The sequence below is a fragment of the Streptomyces sp. NPDC089799 genome (genome assembly GCF_040684755.1).
Classification (GTDB): domain Bacteria; phylum Actinomycetota; class Actinomycetes; order Streptomycetales; family Streptomycetaceae; genus Streptomyces.
Genome location: NZ_JBFBGR010000002.1, coordinates 147,388 through 167,070 on the forward strand (window position 1 = coordinate 147,388; position 19,683 = coordinate 167,070).

General features: G+C 73.3%; 18 protein-coding genes. 15 read left to right on the forward strand and 3 right to left on the reverse strand.

Going from position 1 to position 19,683, the window contains the following annotated elements; genetic code table 11:
• Positions 1 to 66 precede the first annotated feature (66 nt).
• Positions 67 to 702 (forward strand): DJ-1/PfpI family protein, encoded by a 636-nt coding sequence (locus tag AB0O36_RS02355; RefSeq protein WP_365102862.1) that lies wholly within the window; start codon positions 67 to 69, stop codon positions 700 to 702.
• Here the strand turns inward: AB0O36_RS02355 and AB0O36_RS02360 are convergent.
• Positions 689 to 1,462, reverse strand: coding sequence for an enoyl-CoA hydratase/isomerase family protein (locus AB0O36_RS02360; protein ID WP_365102865.1), 774 nt, complete (start codon positions 1,460 to 1,462; stop codon positions 689 to 691). The genes AB0O36_RS02355 and AB0O36_RS02360 overlap by 14 nt on opposite strands.
• Before the next feature lie 67 nt (positions 1,463 to 1,529).
• On the opposite strand from AB0O36_RS02360, the gene AB0O36_RS02365 reads away from it, so the two are divergent.
• Entirely contained in the window at positions 1,530 to 2,231 is a 702-nt protein-coding gene (locus AB0O36_RS02365; protein WP_365102867.1) for a DUF308 domain-containing protein, read from the forward strand.
• Between the two features lie 94 nt (positions 2,232 to 2,325).
• Positions 2,326 to 2,820, forward strand: coding sequence for an ATP-binding protein (locus AB0O36_RS02370; RefSeq protein ID WP_365102870.1), 495 nt, complete (start codon positions 2,326 to 2,328; stop codon positions 2,818 to 2,820).
• A gap of 92 nt (positions 2,821 to 2,912) precedes the next feature.
• Here AB0O36_RS02370 and idi read toward each other — a convergent pair whose 3' ends face one another.
• Complete coding sequence (gene idi / locus AB0O36_RS02375; RefSeq protein WP_365102873.1) at positions 2,913 to 3,512, reverse strand: isopentenyl-diphosphate Delta-isomerase; 600 nt, start codon at positions 3,510 to 3,512, stop codon at positions 2,913 to 2,915.
• 158 nt (positions 3,513 to 3,670) lie between these two features.
• Positions 3,671 to 4,978, reverse strand: coding sequence for a bifunctional class I SAM-dependent methyltransferase/N-acetyltransferase (locus AB0O36_RS02380; RefSeq protein WP_365102875.1), 1,308 nt, complete (start codon positions 4,976 to 4,978; stop codon positions 3,671 to 3,673).
• Between the two features lie 399 nt (positions 4,979 to 5,377).
• Here AB0O36_RS02380 and AB0O36_RS02385 point away from each other — a divergent pair, with 399 nt between their 5' ends.
• From AB0O36_RS02385 to shc, 12 genes are all read left to right on the forward strand, one after another.
• Positions 5,378 to 7,183, forward strand: a complete 1,806-nt coding sequence (locus AB0O36_RS02385) for a DUF5941 domain-containing protein (protein ID WP_365102878.1) — start codon at positions 5,378 to 5,380, stop codon at positions 7,181 to 7,183.
• Complete coding sequence (locus tag AB0O36_RS02390) at positions 7,180 to 7,944, forward strand: phosphocholine cytidylyltransferase family protein (protein WP_365102881.1); 765 nt, start codon at positions 7,180 to 7,182, stop codon at positions 7,942 to 7,944. Before AB0O36_RS02385 ends, AB0O36_RS02390 begins: the two co-directional genes overlap by 4 nt.
• Positions 7,932 to 8,993: an iron-containing alcohol dehydrogenase family protein gene (locus AB0O36_RS02395; RefSeq protein ID WP_365102884.1), complete on the forward strand. Its 1,062-nt coding sequence runs from the start codon at positions 7,932 to 7,934 to the stop codon at positions 8,991 to 8,993. The genes AB0O36_RS02390 and AB0O36_RS02395 overlap by 13 nt, the downstream gene beginning before the upstream one ends.
• Positions 8,971 to 9,750, forward strand: a complete 780-nt coding sequence (locus AB0O36_RS02400; RefSeq protein ID WP_365102886.1) for a CDP-alcohol phosphatidyltransferase family protein — start codon at positions 8,971 to 8,973, stop codon at positions 9,748 to 9,750. Before AB0O36_RS02395 ends, AB0O36_RS02400 begins: the two co-directional genes overlap by 23 nt.
• Positions 9,747 to 10,631, forward strand: coding sequence for a glycosyltransferase (locus AB0O36_RS02405; protein ID WP_365102888.1), 885 nt, complete (start codon positions 9,747 to 9,749; stop codon positions 10,629 to 10,631). Before AB0O36_RS02400 ends, AB0O36_RS02405 begins: the two co-directional genes overlap by 4 nt.
• A gap of 117 nt (positions 10,632 to 10,748) precedes the next feature.
• Positions 10,749 to 11,678 carry an ABC transporter permease gene (locus tag AB0O36_RS02410; RefSeq protein WP_365102891.1) on the forward strand — a complete coding sequence of 310 codons (930 nt, stop codon included), beginning with the start codon at positions 10,749 to 10,751 and terminating at the stop codon, positions 11,676 to 11,678.
• Entirely contained in the window at positions 11,671 to 12,450 is a 780-nt protein-coding gene (locus tag AB0O36_RS02415) for an ABC transporter ATP-binding protein (RefSeq protein WP_365102894.1), read from the forward strand. Before AB0O36_RS02410 ends, AB0O36_RS02415 begins: the two co-directional genes overlap by 8 nt.
• Before the next feature lie 444 nt (positions 12,451 to 12,894).
• Positions 12,895 to 13,806, forward strand: a complete 912-nt coding sequence (gene hpnC, locus AB0O36_RS02420; RefSeq protein WP_365103267.1) for a squalene synthase HpnC — start codon at positions 12,895 to 12,897, stop codon at positions 13,804 to 13,806.
• On the forward strand, positions 13,803 to 14,753 hold the full coding sequence (gene hpnD / locus AB0O36_RS02425; protein ID WP_365102897.1) for a presqualene diphosphate synthase HpnD: 951 nt from the start codon (positions 13,803 to 13,805) through the stop codon (positions 14,751 to 14,753). Before hpnC ends, hpnD begins: the two co-directional genes overlap by 4 nt.
• A gap of 31 nt (positions 14,754 to 14,784) precedes the next feature.
• Positions 14,785 to 16,158 carry a hydroxysqualene dehydroxylase HpnE gene (gene hpnE, locus AB0O36_RS02430; protein ID WP_365102900.1) on the forward strand — a complete coding sequence of 458 codons (1,374 nt, stop codon included), beginning with the start codon at positions 14,785 to 14,787 and terminating at the stop codon, positions 16,156 to 16,158.
• Between the two features lie 92 nt (positions 16,159 to 16,250).
• Complete coding sequence (locus AB0O36_RS02435) at positions 16,251 to 17,315, forward strand: polyprenyl synthetase family protein (protein WP_365102903.1); 1,065 nt, start codon at positions 16,251 to 16,253, stop codon at positions 17,313 to 17,315.
• A 115-nt stretch (positions 17,316 to 17,430) separates the two neighbouring features.
• Positions 17,431 to 19,572, forward strand: coding sequence for a squalene--hopene cyclase (shc, locus tag AB0O36_RS02440; protein ID WP_365102906.1), 2,142 nt, complete (start codon positions 17,431 to 17,433; stop codon positions 19,570 to 19,572).
• Positions 19,573 to 19,683: the final 111 nt, after the last annotated feature.

Below are 19,683 nucleotides of genomic sequence, written 5' to 3' on the forward strand. Positions count from 1 at the left end.
CACCGCCCTGCCCACCGGGCACCCGTCCCACTCACCGAGCACAAGCCCACAACCCTGGAGGAGACCATGCAGATCGCCATCCTGCTCTACGACCGCTTCACCTCGCTCGACGCCATCGGCCCCTTCGACACCCTCGGTCGCATCCCCGGCGCCGAGACCGTGTTCGTCGCCGAGCGCCCCGGGCCCGTGCGCAACGACTCCGGTGCGCTCGCGATGGTCGCCGACAAGGGGCTGGACGAGGTCACCCGCCCCGACGTCCTCGTCGTGCCCGGAGGCCCCGGGCAGAGCGACCTCATGGGGAACGCCGTCCTGTTGGACTGGCTGCGCACGGTGGACGTGACCTCCACCTGGACCACATCCGTCTGCACCGGCTCCCTGCTGCTGGCCGCGGCCGGGCTCCTGGAGGGCCGCCGGGCGACCAGCCACTGGCTGGCCCTGGAGCAGCTGCGGAAGTACGGGGCCGAGCCGACGGGGGAGCGGGTCGTGACCGACGGCAAGTACGTCACCGCCGCCGGCGTCTCCTCCGGCATCGACATGGGGCTCACCCTGGTCGGGCGGATCGCCGGGGAACGCGCCGCCCAGAGCGTGCAGCTGCTCACCGAGTACGACCCGCAGCCGCCCTACGACGCGGGCTCGCCGCAGAAGGCCCCGGCCGACCTCGTGGAGGAGTGGCGGGCCAAGAGCCGTTTCATCCTCGAGTAGGCCCCGGACCGGGTGCCGTGTCCCCGGCCCAGGTGAAGACCGGGGCCCGGCGCTCCAGGAACGCGGCGACCCCCTCGGCGTGGTCGCCGCTCCCCTCCATCTGCGCCGCCCAGTACGCGTCCCGGTCCGTGCGGCCGTCCGCGAACTCCTTCGCCGCCGCCTGGGTGAGCAGCGAGCGCGAGGCCAGCACCGCGGCGAACTCCGCGACCCGCCCGTCCAGTCCGTCGGCGGGGTGCACCTCGTCCACCAGGCCGGTCCGCAGCGCCCGCTCCGCGTCGATCAGTTCCGCCGAGAACAGCAGGTACTTGGCGGCGGCCGGGCCCACCAGCCGGGCCAGCCGCCGGGTCGAGGCCGACGGGTAGACGATGCCGAGCCGGGCCGGGGTCACCCCGAACAGCGCCCCCTCCGCCGCGAACCGCAGGTCGCAGGCCGCGGCCAGCTGGGTGCCGCCGCCCACGCAGTGCCCGCGTACGGCGGCCAGCGTCGGCTTGGGGAACGCCGCCAGGGCCTCCTCCGCGGCGAGCGCCAGCGGCTTGGGGTCCTCGTCGCCGGTCAGCGAGGTGATGTCGGCCCCCGCGCAGAAGGTGCCCCCGGCCCCGGTCAGCACCACCACCCGGACGGCCGGGTCACCGGCGAACCCGTCCAGCACCTCCGGCAGCGCCCGCCACATGGCCGCGGTCATGGCGTTGCGCCGGGCCGGGTGGGAGATGGTGACCGTGGCGACCCCGTCGGCGACGGAGGTCAGCAGCTGCGCGTCCATGCCGCGAATCCTATGATCAAAGGGATCGTCCGGGGGATGCCGGTGGGGGTGCTGGAGGTGCACGCCCATGAGCGCAGACCGGACCGGTGGAACGGAGCCGACCGGCGGAAACGGCGGGCCCGGGAAGCAGGGCAGGGACAAGCTCAGCCGCCGGTACGGATGGCTGGCCGTGCTCGGCGTGGTCCTCGTGCTGGCCGGTCTGGTCGGCCTCGTCTACGTCGGCCTCGCCACCCTGACCACCATGTTCCTCTTCGGCTGGCTGCTGCTGATCGGTGGTGCGGTCGGGCTGCTGCAGGCGTTCCAGTCCCGCAGGACCAACTCCTTCTGGCTCGCCGTCATCATCGCCGCGATCAACATCGCGGCCGGTCTGGTGATCCTGGCCCGCCCCGAGGCGAGCGCCGAGGCGCTCACCATGTTCGCCGCGCTGTTCTTCCTGATCGGCGGGCTGTTCCGGCTGGCCGGCGCCGTGGTCGTGCGGGGCCCCGATCTCGGGCTGACGCTGGCGCAGGGCGCCTTCGGTGTGCTGCTCGGCCTCCTGATCCTGTGGGAGTGGCCCGGCAGCAGCCTCTACGTGGTCGGCGCGTTCTTCTCGCTCGCCCTGCTCTTCGACGGACTGGCCCTCGTCACCCTGGGCATCGGGGCGCGGCGCATCCTGGGCCTGGTCAGCGAGGCGGAGACGGCCCCCGCGGGGTCCGCGGGCGATGGGCGGGCCACCGCGGCCGGGGCCGGAATGCGTCCGACGGAAGATCAGGATCGGTCCAACAACTGACGCTGTCATAAACCAGCGGTCAGAAAGTGCCCGAATGACGCCGAGTTGTGGTCAGCGGTCCGGTCCGGACCAGCGCATTCCCCACCCTTGACGCGTGGAGACGATCGAGCGCGAAGACGGGGGCCGGAAGATGGACGCGGACGTCAGCGGTTCGGCGCCGCCGGCCCGGTACGAAGGCGTGTGGAGGTTCACCGCCCCAGCGGTTGAAGAATCCGTTCCGCAGGCCCGTCGGGCCGTCCGCGACCTGTTGGGCCGGCAGGGCGTCCCGGCCGACCGGGACCTGGTCTACACCCTGCTGCTGATCGTCTCCGAGCTGGTCACCAACTCGGTGCGGCACGCGGCCCTGCTCTCGCCCGAGGTCGCGGTCGAGGTGGCCATCGGCCGGGAATGGGTACGGGTGGCCGTCGAGGACAACCACCCGTACCGGCCCAAGGCCCTGGAGGCGGATTTCGGCCAGACCGGCGGCCGGGGCCTGCTGCTGGTGCGGGAGACCACCCGGGAGGCCGGCGGGGTCTGCGACGTCGAGCACACGGCCGGCGGCGGCAAGGTGATCTGGGCGGCCCTGCCGCTGGTCCCCGCCCCGCGCTGACCGGCGTACGGCCACGGCCCCGTCCGCACCCGGTGTCCGGCCCCGTCCGCACCCGGCGTCCGGCTCACGGCGAACCGCTGCCGGCCCGCGTCCTACCAGCCCGCGGCGTCCCCGGTCAGCTCACGGATCGCCGGCCGGGCCGCGTCCAGCACGGTCATGAACCAGGCCGAGAACGGCTGCTCCGCGTGCCGCTTGGCGAGCTCGTCCGCCGTGACGAAGACGGTGTCGCCGACTTCCTCCGGGTCGGGCCGCACCACGGCCTGCGCGAGTCCCACGAAAAGGTGGTTGAACTCCTGCTCCACCAGGCCCGACGCCGGGTCCGGGTGGTTGTAGCGGACCGTGCCCGCCTCCGCCAGCAGCGAGGGCGACAGCCCCAGCTCCTCGTACGTCCGCCGGGCCGCGGCGGCGAACGGGGACTCCCCGGGGTAGGGGTGCCCGCAGCAGGTGTTCGACCAGACGCCGGGGGAGTGGTACTTCCCCAGGGCGCGCTGCTGGAGCAGCAGCCGCCCCTGCTCGTCGAAGAGGAAGACCGAGAAGGCGCGGTGCAGCTGCCCGGGAGCCTGGTGTGCGGCGAGCTTCTCCGCGGTGCCGATGGTGTTGCCTGCCTCGTCGACCAGTTCGAGCATGATCGGTTCCTGCGGGGCGGTGCCGTTGGACGCGGGATGCGCGGCGGTGGCTGGTGTGATCGGCATAACCATCCTTCGCTTCGGAATACGGCCTTCAGTCTGCCGCACAAAAGGGGCTTGTCCGCACTTCGTCCATCCGCGCATGTCCGCCGCCCGCCGCATGCTATGCGGCACGGACGGGCGGCGGACGGGCGGCCGACGGGGCCTTGCGGATCAGGCCGGGATCAGACGCCGAACGGCGCCGGATACGCGATCGTGCCCGCCGGGACGGCCGCGGAGCCGTCCAGGACCAGCGCCATCAGCGCCTCGTCCGGCACCTCGAAGGGCGCCCGGATCCCGTACCGCGAGGCCGGCACGAAACCGAACCTCGGGTAGTACTCCGGGTGGCCGAGCACCAGCACCAGCCCCTCGCCGCGTTCCCGCGCCGCCTCCAGCAGCGCCCGTACGACGGAACTGCCCGCCCCCGAGCGCTGCACCGCCGGGTCGGCGGCCACCGGGGCCAGCGCCAGCGCCGGCACCCCGTCGACCGTGCAGCGGGTCAGCAGGGCGTGCGCCGCGACCGTGCCGTCCGGGCCCTCGGCCACGAACGACAGCCCGGGCAGCCAGGACGGGTCGGCGCGCAGCGCGTCCACCAGGTCCGCCTCCAGCGGCGAGCCGAAGGCGGCCAGGTTGACCGCCCGTACGGCGCCGGTGTCGGCCGGGGTCTCCGGCCGGGCCGGCCAGGACCGGGCCGCCGCACCCGTCCCGGCGGTGGCGGGGCGCAGCACGTAGCCGGTGTACCCGTACTCGTGGCCGTGCCGCTCCGGTACGGCGATCTCCTCGCGGGTGGCGGACAGAGCGGCCGCCGTCCCGGGAGCACCGGGGCCCGCCGCGGCGGCGCGGGCGGCCGGCGGGCGGTGGTACTCGTCCCGGTCGGAGGCGGGCTGGGGGACCACCCCGAGCACCCGGTACCCGGCCGCCTGGGCGGCAGCCAGGTTCCCGGCGCCGGTGCGCAGGGAGTGGTGCCGGTCCCGGAGCGCGCGGACGGCGGCGGAGGGCGTGGCCACGGTCCACTCGCACGCGGTCAGCACCAGGGTGCCGCCGGGGGCGAGCAGCCGCCGCCATGCGGCCAGCGCGGTGTCGAAGCCGATCGCGGAGGCGGAGCCCTCCGCCCAGACCAGGTCGAAGGACCCGTCGGGGAAGGGGGGCGCCCCCAGGCCGGCGCGGACGGGACGGACCCGGTCGGCCAGGCCGCGGGATTCGGCGGTTGTCCGGAGCTCGTCGAGGAACCCCGCGTCCGGGTCGACGGCGGTCACCTCGGCGAGGCCGGCGCCGCCCGCCTCGGCGGCGAGCAGCAGGGCGCTGCGGCCGGGGCCGCAGCCGAGGTCCAGGATCCGGGGCCGCTCCGGGAGCGGCCCGGCCAGGGAGAGCAGAGCGCGGGTGGTCGTGTCGGAACCGGGGCCCTGCCGGGGCAGGTCGCGGTGCAGCGTGAAGAACGCCTCACGGGAGGCGTGCGGATCGTGAAGATCCTGAAGAGAGTTGTGGTCGGTCAACGTGAACCCTTGAACGGGGGCTCCGGCCGACGGGGCGGATGCGGGAGGGGCGGTGGGGAACCGTTCCCGGTCAGGCCCGGCCGGACGCCCGGAGGAAGTCGGGGATGTGCCGGATCTCGCCGCACACGGCAGCGATCACTGCGACGGTCATCAACCCCACCTCTTTTCCGGATCGTTCGGGCACGCTCGCGCGCCCGTGTCGGCCTTGGACGCGTTTACGTGGCTCGTACGCGTCTGCGCCCACCCTAACATTCGGCCGGTTTGTGGCCCGGAGCCCGGATCATCAATGATGATCAAGCGGCGGACGGTTGGGGTGTGAACAGGGGGTGAACCCCGGCTTCCATTCATCCGATAGCCTCTGCCGACGTGCTGCGCCCCAGGAGGCGCCCGTTCCAAGGAGTGAGTTCGTCGCCGACCGCCATCCTCACCGGTCCCCCGGTCCCCGGATCACCGCTCGAAGGCGACCTCCGCACCCTCGGCTTCGAGACGGTCGCGGTCGCCGACCCGGCCGAAGCCGCCGCCGCCCTGGCCGCCGTACCCGCCGGCCGGCGGGTGGCCGTGGTGGACAGCGCCTTCGTCGGACACCTGCACGCGCTGCGGCTGGCCCTCACCGACCCGCGCTTCGACGCCTGCGCCGTCCCCGGCGCGCTCTCCGTGCAGCCCGCCGCCCGCGCCGCCCTCACCCGGGCCGTGAGCCGTGTCACCGTCCCCGCCGCCGCCCCCGCCGAGGACGGCCCGTACGCCGGCCGGCTGGCCGACGTCCTGGAGGCGGACGGCACCGCGGTGCAGCGGCCCGAGCTCGGCAGCCTGGTCGCCACCGTGCCCGCGACCCCGGCCGAGCGCGCCGACGCCGCCGCGGCGGTCGCCGCGGTGGACGACGAGGCGGTCCGGCTGCGCTCCGCCGTGAAGTCCCGCGACGGGTTCTTCACCACCTTCTTCATCAGCCCGTACTCGCGCTACATCGCCCGCTGGTGCGCGCGCCGCGGCCTGACCCCCAACCAGGTCACCACCGCCTCGCTGCTCACCGCGCTGATCGCGGCGGGCTGCGCGGCCACCGGCGACCGCTGGGGCTACGTGGCGGCCGGCCTGCTGCTGCTCGTCTCCTTCGTCCTGGACTGCACCGACGGGCAGCTCGCCCGCTACTCCCTGCAGTACTCGACGCTGGGCGCCTGGCTGGACGCCACCTTCGACCGGGCCAAGGAGTACTCCTTCTACGCCGGTCTGGCGCTGGGCGCCGCCCGCAACGGCGACGACGTCTGGGCGCTCGCGCTCGGCGCAATGATCCTGATGACCTGCCGGCACGTGGTGGACTTCGCCTTCAACGAGGCCAACCACGACGCCACCGCCAACACGAGCCCCACCGCGGCCCTCTCCGACCGCCTCGACAGCGTCGGCTGGACGGTCTGGGCCCGCCGCATGATCATCCTGCCGATCGGCGAGCGCTGGGCCATGATCGCGGTGCTCACCGCGGCGACCACCCCGCGGATCGTCTTCTACGCCCTGCTGGTCGGCTGCGCCTTCGGCGCGCTCTACACCACCGCCGGGCGCGTGCTCCGCTCGCTGACCCGCAAGGCGCGGCGCACCGACCGGGCCGCTCAGGCCCTCTACGACCTCACCGACTCCGGCCCGCTGGCCGAGCTCCCGCGGCGTCTGCTGAAGGCCCGCAAGCCCGCCGCGACCTCGGTGCTCGTCGCCGGTGTCGCCGCCGTCGCCATGATCGGCCTGGCCCTGTCCCGGCCCTTCGGCGACCCGGTGCTGATCGCCGTCGCCGTGCTCTACGCCGTCGCGGCCGGAGAGGCCGTGGCCCGCCCCCTCAAGGGCGCCCTCGACTGGCTGATCCCGCCGCTGTTCCGGGCCGCCGAATACACCACGATGCTGGTCCTGGCGGTCAAGGCGGACGTGAACGGAGCCCTTCCGGCGGCTTTCGGGCTGGTGGCGGCCGTCGCCTACCATCACTACGACACGGTGTACCGCATCCGCGGCGGCACCGGCGCGCCCCCGCACTGGCTGGTGCGGATCACCGGCGGTCACGAAGGCCGGGTCCTGGTGGCCGTGGTCCTGTCCGTCGTCCTGGCGCGCGCGGACTTCCCGGTCGCGCTCACGGCCCTCGCCGTGTTCGTGGCCCTCGTGGTGCTCGTGGAGAGCATCCGCTTCTGGGTGTCCTCCGGAGCACCCGCCGTACATGACGAAGGAGAACCAGCATGATCGGCCTTGTCCTCGCTGCCGGTGCCGGACGCCGTCTGCGTCCGTACACCGACACCCTGCCCAAGGCCCTCGTGCCCGTCGGCCCCGAAGGGGACGAGGAGAGCCTCACGGTCCTCGACCTCACCCTGGGCAACTTCGCCGAGGTCGGTCTCACCGAGGCCGCGATCGTCGTCGGCTACCGCAAGGAGGCCGTGTACGAGCGCAAGGCCGCGCTGGAGGCCAAGTACGGCCTCAAGCTCACGCTGATCGACAACGACAAGGCCGAGGAGTGGAACAACGCCTACTCCCTGTGGTGCGCCCGTGAGGTGCTCAAGCAGGGTGTGATCCTCGCCAACGGCGACACCGTCCACCCGGTCTCCGTCGAGAAGACGCTGCTCGCCGCCCGCGGCAACGGCCAGAAGATCATCCTCGCCCTCGACACGGTCAAGCAGCTGGCCGACGAGGAGATGAAGGTCATCACGGCCGACGGCAGCGGTTCCGAGGCCGGCGTGCGCCGGATCACCAAGCTCATGGACCCGGCCGACGCGACCGGCGAGTACATCGGCGTCACCCTGATCGAGCCGGAGGCCGCCGAGGAGCTGGCGGACGCCCTGAAGGCGACCTTCGAGCGCGACCCCGACCTCTACTACGAGGACGGGTACCAGGAGCTGGTCAACCGCGGCTTCACCGTCGACGTGGCCCCCATCGGCGACGTCAAGTGGGTCGAGATCGACAACCACGACGACCTCGCCAAGGGCCGGACGATCGCATGCCAGTACTGACGAGGCTCATTCCCTCCCCGGTCGTCGTCGACATCAGCAACGGGGCGATGGAGAAGCTGGACGGCATCCTCGCCGACCAGCGGATCTCCGCCTCCGGCAAGCTGGCGATCGCGATCAGCGGCGGTTCCGGCCGGGCGCTCCGCGCCCGGCTGGCCCCGGCCCTGCCGTACGCCGACTGGTTCCCGGTCGCCGACGGCACCATCGACTCGGCGGTCAAGCTCGCCGACGACATAAAGGGCCGCCGCTACGACGCCGTGGTGGGTCTGGGCGGCGGCAAGATCATCGACGTGGCGAAGTACGCCGCGGCGCGGGTCGGGCTGCCGATGGTGGCGATCGCCACCAACCTCTCGCACGACGGGATCTGCTCCCCGGTGTCCATCCTGGACAACGACAACGGGCGCGGTTCCTACGGAGTCCCCACCCCGATCGCCATGGTGATCGACCTCGACGTGATCCGGGAGGCCCCCTCCCGCTTCATCCGGGCCGGCATCGGGGACGCGATCTCCAACATCTCGGCGATCGCCGACTGGGAGCTCTCCCACAAGATCACCGGCGAGGCCGTGGACGGCCTGGCCGCCGCCATGGCCCGCAGCGCCGGCGAGTCCGTGCTGCGCCACCCCGGCGGCTGCGGCGACGACGAGTTCCTCACGGTGCTCTCCGAAGCCCTGGTCCTCTCCGGCATCGCCATGTCGATCAGCGGGGACACCCGGCCCTCGTCCGGCGCCTGCCACGAGATCAGCCACGCCTTCGACCTGCTCTACCCGGGACGCTCCGCGCTCCACGGCGAGCAGGTGGGCCTCGGCGCCGCCTTCGCGATGCACCTGCGCGGGGCCCGGGACCAGTCCGGGCTCTTCGTGGAGGTGCTGCGCCGGCACGGACTGCCCGTGCTGCCCGAGGAGATCGGGTTCAGCGTGGACGAGTTCGTCGCGGCCGTCGAATACGCCCCGCAGACCCGCCCGGGACGGTTCACCGTCCTGGAGCACCTCAACCTGTCCGAAGCCGACATCAGGGACGCGTACGCCGACTATGCCAAAACCATCCGTAGCTGAGCTCCGCCCGGTCGTCCATCCGGCGGGCGTGAAGGACCGGCGCAGCGGAGAGCACTGGGGCGGCCGCCTGTACATGCGCGAGGTCTCCCTGCGCATCACCCGACTGCTGGCGAACACCTCGGTCACGCCGAACCAGCTGACGTACCTGATGACGCTGTGCGGCGTGCTGGCCGCCCCGGCCCTGCTGATCCCCGGGATCTGGGGCGCCGTCCTGGGCGTCGTCTTCGTCCAGCTCTACCTGCTGCTCGACTGCGTCGACGGTGAGCTCGCCCGCTGGAAGAAGCAGTACTCGCTGTCCGGGGTCTACCTGGACCGGGTCGGCGCCTACCTGTGCGACGCGGCCGTCCTGGTCGGCTTCGGCCTGCGCGCCGCGGACCTGTGGGGCGGCGGCCGGATCGACTGGCTGTGGGCCTTCCTGGGCACCCTGGCCGCCCTCGGCGCGATCCTGATCAAGGCCGAGACCGACCTGGTCGGCGTCGCCCGCCACCAGGCCGGGATGGCCCCGGTCCAGGAGGCCGCCGCCGAGCCCCGCTCCTCCGGTGTGGCGCTCGCCCGCAGGGCCGCCGCCGCGCTCAAGTTCCACCGGCTGATCCTCGGCATCGAGGCGTCCCTGCTGATCGTGGTGCTGGCCGTGCTGGACCAGGTCCAGGGCGACCTCTACTGGTCCCGGCTCGGCGTCGCCGTGCTGGCCGCCATCGCGATGCTGCAGACCGTGCTGCACCTGGTGTCCGTCCTCGCCTCCAGCAGGCTGCGGTGACCGCCCCGCTGCGCATCGGCGCGGTGATCATCACCATGGGGACCCGGCCCGACGAGCTCAAGGCACTCCTGGACTCGGTGGCCCGGCAGGACGGCGACCCCGTCGAGGTGGTCGTGGTCTGCCAGGGCGTGAAGGTGGAGGGGCTGCCGGACGGGGTCCGCACCGTCGAGCTCCCCGAGAACCTCGGCATCCCCGGCGGCCGCAACAAGGGCATCGAGGCGTTCGGCCCCGGCGGCCGCGACGTGGACGCCCTGATGTTCCTCGACGACGACGGCCTGCTGGAGCGCACCGACACCGCGGAGCTGTGCCGGCAGGCGCTCACCGAGGACCCGCGGCTCGGGATCATCAGCTTCCGGATCGCCGATCCGGAGACCGGCACCACCCAGCGCCGGCACGTGCCGCGGCTGGGCTCCTCCGACCCGATGCGCTCCTCGCGGGTGACCACCTTCCTGGGCGGCGCCAACATCGTCCGCACCAAGGTGTTCCAGGAGATCGGCGGCCTGCCCGACGACTTCTTCTACGCCCACGAGGAGACGGACCTGGCCTGGCGGGCCCTGGACGCGGGCTGGATGGTGGACTACCGGGCCGACATGGTGCTGCTGCACCCGGCCACGTCGCCCTCCCGGCACGCCCAGTACCACCGGCTGGTGGCCCGGAACCGGGTGTGGCTGGCCCGGCGGAACCTGCCCCTGGCGCTGGTCCCCGTCTACCTCGGGGTGTGGGTGCTGCTCACCCTGGCCCGCCGTCCGTCCAAGCCCGCCCTGTCCGCGTGGTTCGCGGGATTCAAGGAGGGGTGGCAGACTCCCTCGGGGCCCCGGAAGCCGATCAGGTGGCGCACCGTATGGCTGCTGACCCGGCTGGGACGACCGCCCGTCGTCTGACGCGGGGCGGCTCTGCGACCATGGTCACTCCGGGACCATGGCACGTCGTACCCGGAACCCGGTGCCCTGAGCCCGACGCCCACACCTGCCGCATCTTGAAGACGAAAGTTTCAACTTGTGAGTGACACAACCCACGACGGCGCCCTCGCCACGAGCACGCCGCCGTCCGCCGATGCGGGGCTGACCCCCTCGCAGCTCGCTGCCAAGTACGGGCTCTCGGTGAGCGGGGCCCGGCCCGGGCTTGCCGAGTACGTGCGGCAGATCTGGGGCCGGCGCCACTTCATCCTGGCCTTCTCGCGGGCCAAGCTGATGGCCCAGTACAGCCAGGCCAAGCTCGGCCAGGTCTGGCAGGTGGCGACGCCGCTGCTGAACGCGGTCGTGTACTGGCTGATCTTCGGCGTGATCCTCGGCGCGGGCAAGGAGATGCCCAAGGACACGTACATCCCGTTCCTGATGATGGGCATCTTCGTCTTCACCTTCACCCAGAGCTCGCTGATGGCCGGTGTCCGGGCGATCTCCGGCAACCTGGGCCTGGTCCGGGCCCTGCACTTCCCCCGGGCCACCCTGCCCATCTCGTTCTCGCTGCAGCAGCTCCAGCAGCTGATGTACTCGATGGTCGTCGTGTTCGTCATCGCGATCGCCTTCGGCAACTACCCGAAGGCGTCCTGGCTGCTGGTGGTCCCGACGCTGGCCCTGCAGTTCGTCTTCAACACCGGCCTGGCGATGGTCTTCGCGCGGATGGGCGCGAAGACCCCCGACCTGGCGCAGCTGATGCCGTTCATCACGCGCACCTGGATGTACGCCTCCGGCGTGATGTTCCCGATCGCGGCGTACCTCAAGGACAAGCCGGCCTGGATCAGCGACGTGCTGCTCTGGAACCCGGCGTCGATCTACATGGACCTCATCCGGTTCTCGCTGATCGACGACTACGGCGCGAACAACCTGCCGCCGCACGTCTGGGCCTTCGCCGTCGGCTGGGCCGTGGTGATCGGCATCGGCGGATTCATCTACTTCTGGAAGGCAGAGGAGCGGTACGGCCGTGGCTGACATTTCCCAGGGACTCATCCCCACGGTCATCGCCGACGACGTGCACATCGTCTACCGGGTCAACGCCGGTGGCGGTGGCAAGGGCAGTGCCACGTCGGCGATGAGCCGGATACTCCGGCGCAAGGGCGAGCAGCCCGGTGTGCGCCGGGTGCACGCCGTCCGCGGCGTCACCTTCACCGCCTACCGGGGCGAGGCCATCGGCCTCATCGGCAGCAACGGCTCCGGCAAGTCGACCCTGCTGCGGGCCATCGCCGGCCTGCTGCCGACCGAGTCGGGCAGTGTCTACACCGACGGGCAGCCCTCGCTGCTCGGTGTGAACGCCGCGCTGATGAACGACCTCACCGGTGAGCGCAACGTGATGCTCGGCGGCCTGGCCATGGGCATGTCCCGCGAGGAGGTCCGCGGCCGGTACCAGGAGATCGTCGACTTCTCGGGCATCAACGAGAAGGGCGACTTCATCTCCCTCCCGATGCGCACCTACTCCTCCGGCATGGCGGCGCGCCTGAGGTTCTCCATCGCGGCCGCCAAGAACCACGACGTGCTGATGATCGACGAGGCGCTGGCCACCGGTGACCGCAAGTTCCAGATCCGCTCCGAGGAGCGGATCCGCGAACTGCGCAAGGAAGCCGGCACCGTGTTCCTGGTCAGCCACAGCAACAAGTCGATCCGCGACACCTGCGACCGCGTGCTGTGGCTGGAGAAGGGCGAGCTCCTGATGGACGGCCCGACCGAAGAGGTCGTGCGCGCCTACGAGAAGGAGACCGGCCGCTAGGGGACGGCACCCCGGCCTGGCTCTCACGGCGGGCCCCCGACGCACCGTGTGCGTCGGGGGCCTCGTCGTGCGGTGGGGAGCGGAAGGCGGACGGTGCGCGGCGGGTGCGGACGGCGGGCGGCGCGTGGCGGGCCGCGGTGCGCGGGCGTGCGCGGCGGGCGACGGGTGCGACATCCCGAGACGACGCGAGCCCCCGGGAGCTCGGCCCGGCGTTGTACAACGTAAGCTGGACCGGTCCTGGATTGCGGGCGGCGTGTCCGAAATGGGATGTATTGGGATGGCGTGTAGAACGGGAGATGTGACGGCAATGGCTACGGGAGACCTCCGGACACCGGGCGGACCGGCCGTCCCCGCCCCGGGCGGCGGGCGGTGACCCCGGGGCCCGGCATCCGGCCCGACGCCACCCCGCACGCCACACCGGCGACCGAGCCCGCGGCACCCACCGTGCCCGCCGGCCGCACCGGACACGTCGCACACGTCGCGCACGCCACCCTCGACAAGGCCGCGGCCGAGAACTTCCCCGTCGCCCCCGCCTTCCTCCCGCGCGCCTGGCGGACCAGCCTCATGGCCGTCTACGGCTTCGCCCGCCTGGTCGACGACATCGGCGACGGCGACCTCGCCCCCGGCGGGGCGGACGCCGCCCTCCTCGGCCTGGACCCGGCCGCGGACGGGGACCGGCTCGCGATGCTCGACGCCTTCGAGGCCGACCTCCGGCGCGTCTTCGACGGCACCCCGGGCCACCCCCTGCTGGCCGCCCTGCAGCCCGTCGTCCGCACCCACCGCCTCACCCCCGAACCGTTCCTCCGCCTGATCGAAGCCAACCGGCAGGACCAGCGGGTGACGCGCTACACGACGTACGACGAGCTCGCCGCGTACTGCGAGCTGTCCGCCAACCCGGTCGGCCGCCTGGTGCTCTCCGTCACCGGGACGGCCACCCCCGAGCGGATCCGCCGCTCCGACGAGATCTGCACCGCCCTGCAGATCGTCGAACACCTCCAGGACGTCGCCGAAGACCTCGGCCGCGACCGCATCTATCTGCCCGCCGAGGACATGCGGCGCTTCCGCGTCTCCGAGGCCGACCTGGCGGCCCCCACCGCCGGCGCCTCCGTCCGCTCCCTGATCGCCTACGAGGCCGAACGCGCCCGGCACCTGCTGGACGCCGGCGTCCCCCTCGTGGCCAGCGTGCACGGCAGGCTCCGGCTGCTCCTCGCGGGCTTCGCCGGGGGCGGGCGCGCCGCACTCCGCGCGATCTCCGACGCCGGGTTCGACGTCCTCCCCGGCCCGCCCAAGCCCACCAAGACCGGCCTGCTCCGCGAGGTGGCCGCCGTACTGCGCCCAGCGCCGAGAAAGAGGTGACCCCCACCGTGGAGGGCACGCACCCGTCCGCACCGGTAGCCGCCGCCTACAGCTACTGCGAGGCCGTCACCGGCTCCCAGGCACGCAACTTCGCGTACGGCATCCGGCTGCTGCCGGCCGACAAGCGGCAGGCGATGTCGGCGCTGTACGCCTTCTCCCGGCGCGTCGACGACATCGGCGACGGCACGCTGCCGGCCGAGGCGAAGCTGGCCCGGCTGGAGGACACCCGCGCCCTGCTCGGGCGGATCCGCGACGGCCTCGTCGAGGAGGACGACACCGACCCCGTCGCGGTCGCCCTCGCGCACGCCGCCGGGCGCTTCCCCATCCCCCTCGGCGGCCTCGACGAACTGATCGACGGCGTCCTCATGGACGTGCGCGGCACCCACTACGAGACCTGGGACGAGCTCAAGGTCTACTGCCGCTGCGTGGCCGGCGCCATCGGCCGGCTCTCGCTCGGCGTCTTCGGCACCGCGCCCGGCGCGCGCGACGCCGCCCGCGCCTCCGAGTACGCCGACACCCTCGGCCTGGCCCTGCAGCTCACCAACATCCTGCGGGACGTCCGCGAGGACGCCGGCAACGGCCGCACCTACCTGCCCGCCGAGGACCTCGACAAGTTCGGCTGCGCCGAGGGCTTCGACTCCGGCCGCGCCCCGGCCGGTTCGGACTTCCCCGGCCTGGTCCACCACGAAGTGCGGCGCGCCCGGGCCCTGTTCACCGAGGGCTACCGGCTGCTGCCCATGCTCGACCGGCGCAGCGGCGCCTGCGTGGCCGCGATGGCCGGCATCTACCGCCGGCTCCTCGACCGCATCGAGCGCGAACCGTACGCCGTCCTGCGCGGCCGCGTCTCGCTCCCGGTCCGGGAGAAGGCCTACGTCGCCGTGCGCGGCCTGTCCGGCCTCGACGCGCGCACCGTCTCCCGCCAGAGCGCCAGGAGGCGGCCGCTGTGACCACCGCACACCACCAGGACGGGGAGGCCGCGTGAACGACGACCGCGCCGTCGTCGTCGGCGGCGGCCTCGCCGGGGTCACCGCGGCGCTCGAACTCGCCGGTGCCGGGCTGCGCGTCACCCTGCTCGAAGGACGCCCGCGGCTGGGCGGCCTCGCCTTCTCCTTCAAACGCGGCGACCTGACCGTCGACAACGGACAGCACGTCTACATGCGCTGCTGCACCGCCTACCGCTGGTTCCTGGACCGGATCGGGGGCACCGCCCTCGCACCGCTGCAGGACCGCCTCGACGTGCCCGTCCTGGACGTGGCACGTCCCGGAGGGCCCCGGCTGGGCCGGCTGCGCCGCGCCGCACTGCCGGTGCCGCTGCACCTGGCGGGCTCCCTGGCCCGCTACCCCCACCTGTCCCTCGCCGAGCGCGCGTCCGTCGGCCGGGCCGCGCTCGCCCTGCGCCGCCTCGACCCCGCCGACCCGGCCCTGGACGGCGTGGACTTCGCGACCTGGCTCGGCCGCCACGGCCAGTCGGCGCGTACCGTCGAGGCCCTGTGGGACCTCGTCGGCATCGCCACCCTCAACGCCCCCGCCGGGGACTCCTCGCTCGGGCTGGCCGCCATGGTGTTCAAGACCGGCCTGCTGTCCGAGCCCGGCGCGGCCGACCTCGGCTGGGCCACCGTCCCGCTCGGCGACCTTCACGACACCCTGGCACGCAAGGCCCTGGACGCGGCCGGCGTCCGCACCGAACTGCGCGCCCGGGTCACCGGCCTCACCCGCACCGAGGACGGGAACTGGCAGGTCGGCACGGAGGACGAGAGCCTGACCGCCGGGACCGTGGTCCTGGCCGTGCCGCAGCGCGAGGCACACGGCCTGCTGCCGCACGGCGCCCTCGAAGACCGGGACAAGCTGCTCGACATCGGCACCGCGCCCATCCTCAACGTGCACGTCGTATACGACCGCAAGGTCCTCCGGCAGCCCTTCTTCGCGGCGCTCGGCTCCCCGGTGCAGTGGGTCTTCGACCGCACCGACGCCTCCGGCCTCACCGACGGCGGCCAGTACCTCGCGCTGTCCCAGTCCGCCGCTCAGGCCGACATCGACGAGCCCGTCCAGCTGCTGCGCCGCAAGTACCTGCCCGAACTGGAGCGGCTGCTCCCGGCCGCGCGCGGCGCCAAGGTCCGCGATTTCTTCGTCACCCGGGAGCGGACGGCGACGTTCGCCCCGACTCCCGGCGTCGGCCGGCTGCGGCCCGCGGCCCGCACCGACGCGCCCGGCCTCTACCTCGCGGGATCGTGGACGGCGACCGGCTGGCCCGCGACCATGGAGAGCGCCGTCCGGAGCGGTCTCGGCGCGGCGCATGCCGCTCTCGCCGTGCTCGGCCGCCCCCGTGTGAACCGACTCCAGGAGGCGGCATGACCCTCACCGGTACCACCGGTACCAGCAGAAGCAACGGAAGCAACGGCGCGACCGGCACCACCACAGCACCAACAGCAACAAGAGGAGAGCCAGTGAACCCGGGGAACCACACGGGCAACGTCGAGAAGGCGGACACGCTCGCGCTGCTGGAGCGCGGACGTGCGCTCTCCACCCCGGTGCTCCGCGCGGTCGTCGACCGGCTCGCACCGCCCATGAACACCGTCGCCGCCTACCACTTCGGGTGGATCGACGCCCAGGGCAACCCCGCCGACGGGGACGGCGGCAAGGCCGTCCGGCCCGCGCTCGCCCTGCTCTCCGCGGAGGCCGCGGGCGCCTCGCCCGAGACCGGCGTCCCCGGCGCCGTCGCCGTCGAGCTCGTGCACAACTTCTCGCTGCTGCACGACGACCTGATGGACGGCGACGAGCAGCGCCGGCACCGCGACACCGTCTGGAAGGTGCACGGCCCCGCCCAGGCCATCCTGGTCGGCGACGCCCTGTTCGCCCTGGCCAACGAGGTGCTGCTGGAGCTCGGCACCACCGAGGGCGCCCGCGCCGCCCACCGGCTGACCATCGCCAGCCGCAAGCTCATCGACGGCCAGGCCCAGGACATCTCCTACGAGCACCGCGAGCGCGTCAGCGTCGAGGAATGCCTGGAGATGGAGGGCAACAAGACCGGCGCGCTGCTCGCCTGCGCGGTCTCCATCGGCGCGGTCCTCGGCGGCGCCGACGACCGTACGGCCGACAAGCTGGAGGAGTACGGCTACCACCTCGGCCTCGCCTTCCAGGCCGTCGACGACCTGCTCGGCATCTGGGGCGACCCGGAGTCCACCGGCAAGCAGACCTGGAGCGACCTGCGCCAGCGGAAGAAGTCCCTGCCGGTGGTCGCCGCCCTCGCGGCCGGCGGCGAGGCATCGGAGGAGCTCGCGCGGCTGCTCGCCGAGGACGCCAAGAGCAGCGACTTCGAGAACTTCTCGGAGGCCGAGTTCGCCCACCGCGCCGCCCTGATCGAGCAGGCCGGCGGCCGCAGCTGGACCGCCGACGAGGCACGCCGCCAGCACGCCGTGGCCGTCCGGGCCCTGGAGGAAGTGGACATGCCGCAGCAGGTCCGCGAACAGCTCGTGGAGCTGGCCGACTTCGTGGTCGTCCGCAAGAAGTGAGCACCACCCGTACGGGCATATGACCCGCGAGTCGCCGGCCGGCGCCGGCAGCCCGTAGCGCGCCGGCCGACGGCATACCCCAGCACAGCAGAGGACACTGCACGAAGGGGAAGCCATGACAGCGACGACGGACGGCCCCGCCAACCCCGGCGGGGATCCGACCAGCGGAAACACCACGGCCGGACACACCACTGCCGGAAACGCCACGGGCGGGAAGGCCACGGGCGGGAAGGCCACGGCCGGGAACGCCACGGCCGGGTCCGGCCGGCCCCGGCCCGTCCCGCCCGGCGGCGGCGGCCCGGGGCCCGGCTCCGTGGCCGGGCCCGGACCCGGAGGGCCGGACAGCGGCCGGGCCGCCGACCGGAGCCCCGTGGACGCCGCCGTCGGCCGGGCCACGGCGCACCTCCTCGCCCGCCAGGACCCGGCAGGATGGTGGAAGGGCGACCTGCAGACCAACGTCACCATGGACGCCGAGGACCTCCTGCTGCGGCAGTTCCTCGGCATCCGGGACGAGCCGACCACCCGGGCCGCCGCCCTGTTCATCCGGGGCGAGCAGGGCGAGGACGGCACCTGGGCCACCTTCCACGGCGGACCGTCCGACCTCAACGCCACCATCGAGGCGTACGTCGCGCTGCGCCTGGCCGGGGACCCGCCCGACGCCCCGCACATGGTCCGCGCGTCGGCCTGGATCCGGGCCCGCGGCGGCATCGCCTCCGCCCGGGTCTTCACCCGGATCTGGCTCGCCCTCTTCGGCTGGTGGAGCTGGGACCACCTGCCCGAACTCCCGCCCGAGCTGGTGTTCCTGCCGCGCTGGGCGCCACTGAACATCTACGACTTCGGCTGCTGGGCGCGGCAGACCATCGTGCCCCTGACCATCGTCTCCGCCCACCGGCCGGTCCGCCCCGCCCCCTTCGCCCTCGACGAGCTGCACACCGACGCGCGCGACCCGTACCCGGCCCGGCCCCTGGCCCCCGCCGCCAGCTGGGACGGCGTGTTCCAGCGGATGGACAAGGCGCTGCACCTCTACCGCAAGGTGGCCCCGCGCCGGCTGCGCGGGGCGGCCATGCGCTCCGCCGCCCGCTGGATCATCGAGCGGCAGGAGAACGACGGCTGCTGGGGCGGCATCCAGCCGCCCGCCGTGTACTCGGTGATCGCCCTGAGCCTCCTCGGCTACGACCTGCGGCACCCGGTCATGCGGGCCGGCCTGGAGTCCCTCGACCGGTTCGCGGTCTGGCGCGAGGACGGCGCCCGGATGATCGAAGCGTGCCAGTCCCCGGTGTGGGACACCTGCCTGGCCGCGATCGCGCTCGCCGACGCGGGTCTGCCCGCCGACCACCCCGCCCTGGTCCGGGCCGCGGACTGGATGCTCGGCGAGGAGATCACCAGGACCGGTGACTGGGCGGTGCGCCGGCCGCGGCTCGCTCCCGGTGGCTGGGCCTTCGAGTTCCACAACGACAACTACCCGGACATCGACGACACCGCCGAGGTCGTGCTCGCCCTGCGCCGGGTCAAGCACCCGGACCCGGTCAGGATGGAGGCCGCGATCGCCCGGGGCGTCTCCTGGAGCCTGGGCATGCAGTCGGGCAACGGCGCCTGGGGCGCCTTCGACGCGGACAACACCAGTCCGCTCCCCAACCGGCTTCCGTTCTGCGACTTCGGCGAGGTCATCGACCCCCCGTCGGCGGACGTCACCGCACACGTGGTGGAGATGCTCGCGGTGGAGGGCCGGGCGGGCGACTCGCGCACCTGGCGCGGCATCGAGTGGCTGCTCGCCGAACAGGAGCCGGGCGGCGCCTGGTTCGGGCGCTGGGGCACCAACTACGTGTACGGCACCGGGTCGGTGGTGCCGGCCCTGACCGCGGCGGGGATCCCCGGCTCGCACCCGGCGGTACGGCACGCCGTGGCCTGGCTGGAGTCCGTACAGAACGACGACGGCGGCTGGGGCGAGGACCAGCGGTCCTACCGGGACCCGGAGCGGTGGGCCGGGCGCGGCGACTCCACGCCCTCGCAGACCGCGTGGGCGCTGCTCGCCCTGCTGGCGGCGGGGGAACGGGACGGCAAGGCCGTGGAACGCGGCATCGGGTACCTGGTCGACACCCAGCAGGAGGACGGCTCCTGGGACGAGCCGCACTTCACCGGCACCGGCTTCCCCTGGGACTTCTCCATCAACTACCACCTCTACCGGCAGGTGTTCCCGCTCACCGCGCTGGGCCGCTACCTGCACGGTGAACCCTTCGGCCCCGCGGGGGAGGCGTGATGGCCCCCCTGTGGGACGCCCGCGGCGCGGCCGGCCGGGCCGCCGGGGCCTCCGGCAGAGCCGGTGCGGCGGCCGCGGTGACCGGGCACACGGACCAGGGGCAGGGGCCGG